This window comes from Sinomonas sp. (genome assembly GCF_051955515.1).
Lineage (GTDB): Bacteria > Actinomycetota > Actinomycetes > Actinomycetales > Micrococcaceae > Sinomonas.
The window spans coordinates 1-3,678 of sequence record NZ_JBQCGQ010000003.1 but is presented as its reverse complement, the minus strand read 5'-3'; the positions used below and the strand labels follow the sequence as shown (position 1 = coordinate 3,678).

The window sequence follows — 3,678 nt, the reverse complement described above, 5'->3', positions numbered from 1 at the left end:
GCGCGGCCTGGGCAGGACAACCCGTGCGCGTCCTCTACGACGAATGCAGCATCGCGTTCTACGACGAGCGCGGCACCGAGATCCTCACCCACCCCAGACCCCCCGAGGGCACCCGCTTCGTCCCCCGCAGCGGCCTCAAACCCCCCGCCCCCACCCACCCGTCCACACTCACCTGAGACATGAAACGTCCACACTCACACGAGACACCAACCGTCCACGATCACCTGAGACATGACACGAGGGTGGGGGTGAGTTGGTGTACCCGAGACGTCAGCGTTCCCAGGGGGCCGGGATCGGGAAGTACTTCTCGAGGAACGAGGTCACGCGCTTCTGCCGCTCCTCCGCAGGCACCTCGGGGAATGAGCCGTCATTGAGGCAGAAGAAGTCCTGGTTCCGCTTCTTGAGGAGCTTGCCGAGCAGGTCGAGTCCGGAGTACATGGTCGTGTCCACATAGAGCACCTTCGCGCCCACGTTTGTGACAGCACGTCCGGTGAGCAGCGCGTAGTAGTGGTATAGCGAGTTCGTCACGGAGATGTTGTCCTTCGCGCGGAACCGGCTGGCAGCCGTCGCCGCGAAGTCGGGCCCGAATTCGCGCTCCATCTCGAGGAGAACGCTCTTGCGCAGGGGCGCGGCCGTGTGCTCGAGGTGACGAGTCGTGATCCGCCCGAACCGCTCGTACAGGAGCCGCCGGTTCACGCGGGCCGCGTTCTCGAACCCTGACCTCGAGATGTGGTTGTCGCCAAGGCCGATGCGCGTGGTGGCCTCGATGAACTTCGTAATCCCGCCGGGGGAGAAGAACATGTCGGGGCCGATCGGGCGGCCGAAGAACATATCGTCGTTCGAGTAGAGGAAGTACTCCGAGAGGTCGGGGATGTGCTGCAGCTGGGCCTCGATGGCCTGCGAATTGAACACCGGCAGCACCGACGGGTCACGAAAGTGCTCCTCCGCACGCACGATTGTGACCTTGGGGTGGTCGGCGTCGAGCCACTCCGGAACCTTGGAGTCGGTGCAGATGAAGATGCGCCGTATCCACGGCGCGAACATGTGGACGGACCGCAGCGCGTACTTGAGCTCGTTGATCTGACGGTAGCGGGCATCGGCCTCGTCGCCCTCGCCGAGGACCACCCCGGGGAGGAACGATGCCCGGTATCGAAGGAAATCGGGGTCGCTCCCGTCCACCCAGGAGAAGACAATGTCGATCTCGAAGTCGATGTCCGTCGCGTGGTCGGCGAACATGTTCTCGATCGTTGGCCACTCCCGCCCAAAACGCTCGACCGTCCCCCGCACAGCGTCCCCGGAGGGAAGCGTTCGCCGAGTGAGCGAGTTCTCGATTGGCAGGTGGAGGAGGTCGCCCTCCCATTTCCACAGCTCGATCTGTACGCCCAAGTCCTGGCCGTACTGGAGCCCGCCCTTCGGCTCCAGCCGAGGACGGTACAGCCGGAACATGCGGGAGTTGCCGCTTGCGGCAAGTCGGCCGTCGGCAACGAGCAGGGCGTCGCCCTTCCGCGCGTCCACAGTGATCGAGTAGAAGGGCTCGTCGCGGCACGCTTCCACGAGGGCCCGGCGGAGATCCTTGCGGCGCTTCCAATCCACGGCGATGACAGGCCGAGCGTCGTTGCCGCGCACGAGGAGATACGGGATCTCTGCACGGTCGAGCACGTCTCCCACGAAGAGCAGGTCCTCGACCATGGCCTCGTGCGGGGTGAGCGTCGTGTTGATGAGCGCGTACCCGCGCTTGGTCTTGGTGACGTCGTCGCGGTCGGCGAGGCGCTTCCCCGCTTCCGGCGAGGTGACTTCCTGGGCAGGCTGGAGCTCGGTATCGGGGGTGGCGAAATAGACCTCATCAGGGGTCGTGGTGTCCATGAAAGCCTTTCGCGAGCTGGTGCTTGCGGCAGATCCGAGCCTATCGAGGCCAGCAACTAGAATCGTAGCCATGACTGCGCCCCTTGACTCTGCACTGCCCGACCTGGCCGCCTCCCGGGCGCGCCTCCTCGAGCTCATCAAGGAGCTTGCCGTTGTGCATGGCCGCGTGACGCTCTCGAGCGGCAAGGAGGCGGACTACTACATCGACCTTCGCCGCATCACGCTGCATCATGAGGCGTCCCAGCTCGTGGGGCGCGTCATGCTGGACCTGATCGACGGGGCGGGCGTCGCCGTCGAGGCCGCCGGCGGTCTCACCATGGGCGCAGACCCCGTGGGAACGGCGATCATGCACGCCGCGCGTGAAGCCGGCCGCGAGGTCGACGCGTTCGTGGTCCGCAAGGCGCAGAAGTCCTACGGTATGGGCCGGCAGGTGGAGGGTCCGTCGGTCGAGGGGCGGAAGGTCGTCGTGGTCGAGGACACGTCCACCACGGGCGGCTCCGCGCTCACCGCCGTCGAAGGTGTCCGCAAGGCAGGCGGCGAGGTGACCGCCGTCGTCGTCATTGTTGATCGGGCGACTGGCGCGAAGGAGCGCATCGAAGCGGAGGCCGGCGTGCCGTACCTCTATGCCTTCGGCAAGGATGAGCTGGGTCTCGACTAAGCAGTCTCCGCCGCGCCCCGCCCTCGTCGAGGGCGGCGGCGCCACGCGCCTCGGCTCGCTGCTCCGCACCGCGGACAGGATGCGCCGGGTGTCCCGCCGCGCCTTCCTGACCGGCATGATCGGGGGTGGCCTCCTGGCTGCGGACATGCTCACCACACGTGCGATCCAGAACCAGCGCCGCCAGACCGTCATGCTTGCCGCGAACGACGACGACGCCAAGCGCCGCTTCCCCGGCACCTCCTGGGTCTTGTTCCCGGGCTACAAGACGAGCTGGGAGGAGGCGCAGCTCATCATCACGCTGCTTGCGCCGTCGCTCGGGGAGCGCGGACAGATCGCCGCCCTCGGGTACTCCAACGACGGCCTCGACGTGGACCAAGTCATGGCCACGATCCTGCGTCACGCGGCCCAGAACGGGCTCAACGAACTCCATTTCTACGGCCACTCGTTCGGCGGCATGCTCGCCGTCGACGTCGCGTCGCGGCTCCTGCGGCTGGGCGGAGTCCCGGGCAGCGACGTTCCCCGGGTGGGCGCGATTGTCCTCGACTCGACGCCTGCCTCGAAGTACGACGTCAAGGACCTCACCTGGTTCGAGGGCGTGGTCGAGCTGTACGAGCTCGGCTTCCGGGTCCCGTCGCTCCTCCGCGGGGGGTACGAGCTCGGTGAGCGGATCATCAACAAGCACGAGCGCACATGGAACCAGGTGGTGGATCAGGCGCTGGAACAGCTCACGCCCCTTGCTCCGTCGAGCGTGCTGATCCAGACGGAGTCGGAGTACATCTACAACTGGGACGTGACGCGGTTCGCGGGCGAGCTCGACCGGGTCCAGATGGGCTTCATCGGCAATCCGGGGGACCAGACGGTCGACTACGAGTCCGCGCGCTCGCGCTGGGAGCACAACTTCCCGGACAACCTCGTCTCGTCGTCGCTCCAGACGATCGGAGCCTTCCCCGCGCACGCGAGCCCCGAATGGAACGCCTCGCTGTACAACAACGTGCTGGGGACGCTGCTCCCGCAGCTTCTGCCGCTGCCGCGGCGGCTGGGGGGCTCGGGCGGTGGGGCCGGGTAGCTCGCTCACCCACTTGTGCCGGCAGGGCTGCAGGGTGCGCGCCCTGCGGGGCTGACGGCACACCGGGGGGTGCGCCAGGGGGTGCCGTGCG

The 3,678-nt window shown here is 67.0% G+C and carries 3 protein-coding genes; 2 read left to right on the top strand and 1 reads right to left on the bottom strand.

The annotated features are described in order from the left end of the window. Window positions 1-270: 270 nt before the first annotated feature. Window positions 271-1,863: a stealth family protein gene (locus ACTHL9_RS00135; protein WP_440516598.1), complete on the bottom strand. Its 1,593-nt coding sequence runs from the start codon at window positions 1,861-1,863 to the stop codon at window positions 271-273. A 70-nt stretch (window positions 1,864-1,933) separates the two neighbouring features. Between ACTHL9_RS00135 and pyrE the strand changes: the two genes are divergently transcribed. Further along, window positions 1,934-2,521, top strand: coding sequence for an orotate phosphoribosyltransferase (pyrE, locus tag ACTHL9_RS00130; RefSeq protein ID WP_440516597.1), 588 nt, complete (start codon window positions 1,934-1,936; stop codon window positions 2,519-2,521). After that, the gene (locus tag ACTHL9_RS00125; protein ID WP_440516596.1) at window positions 2,487-3,587 is read left to right on the top strand and encodes an alpha/beta hydrolase; all 1,101 of its coding nucleotides are present in this window, start codon (window positions 2,487-2,489) and stop codon (window positions 3,585-3,587) included. Before pyrE ends, ACTHL9_RS00125 begins: the two co-directional genes overlap by 35 nt. The last annotated feature ends 91 nt before the right edge of the window (window positions 3,588-3,678 follow it).

Coding starts and splice junctions, on each gene's coding strand:
- ACTHL9_RS00135 (WP_440516598.1), bottom strand. CDS start 1,863: ATGGACACCACGACCCCTGATGAGGTCTATTTCGCCACCCCCGATACC.
- ACTHL9_RS00125 (WP_440516596.1), top strand. CDS start 2,487: ATGCCTTCGGCAAGGATGAGCTGGGTCTCGACTAAGCAGTCTCCGCCG.
- pyrE (WP_440516597.1), top strand. CDS start 1,934: ATGACTGCGCCCCTTGACTCTGCACTGCCCGACCTGGCCGCCTCCCGG.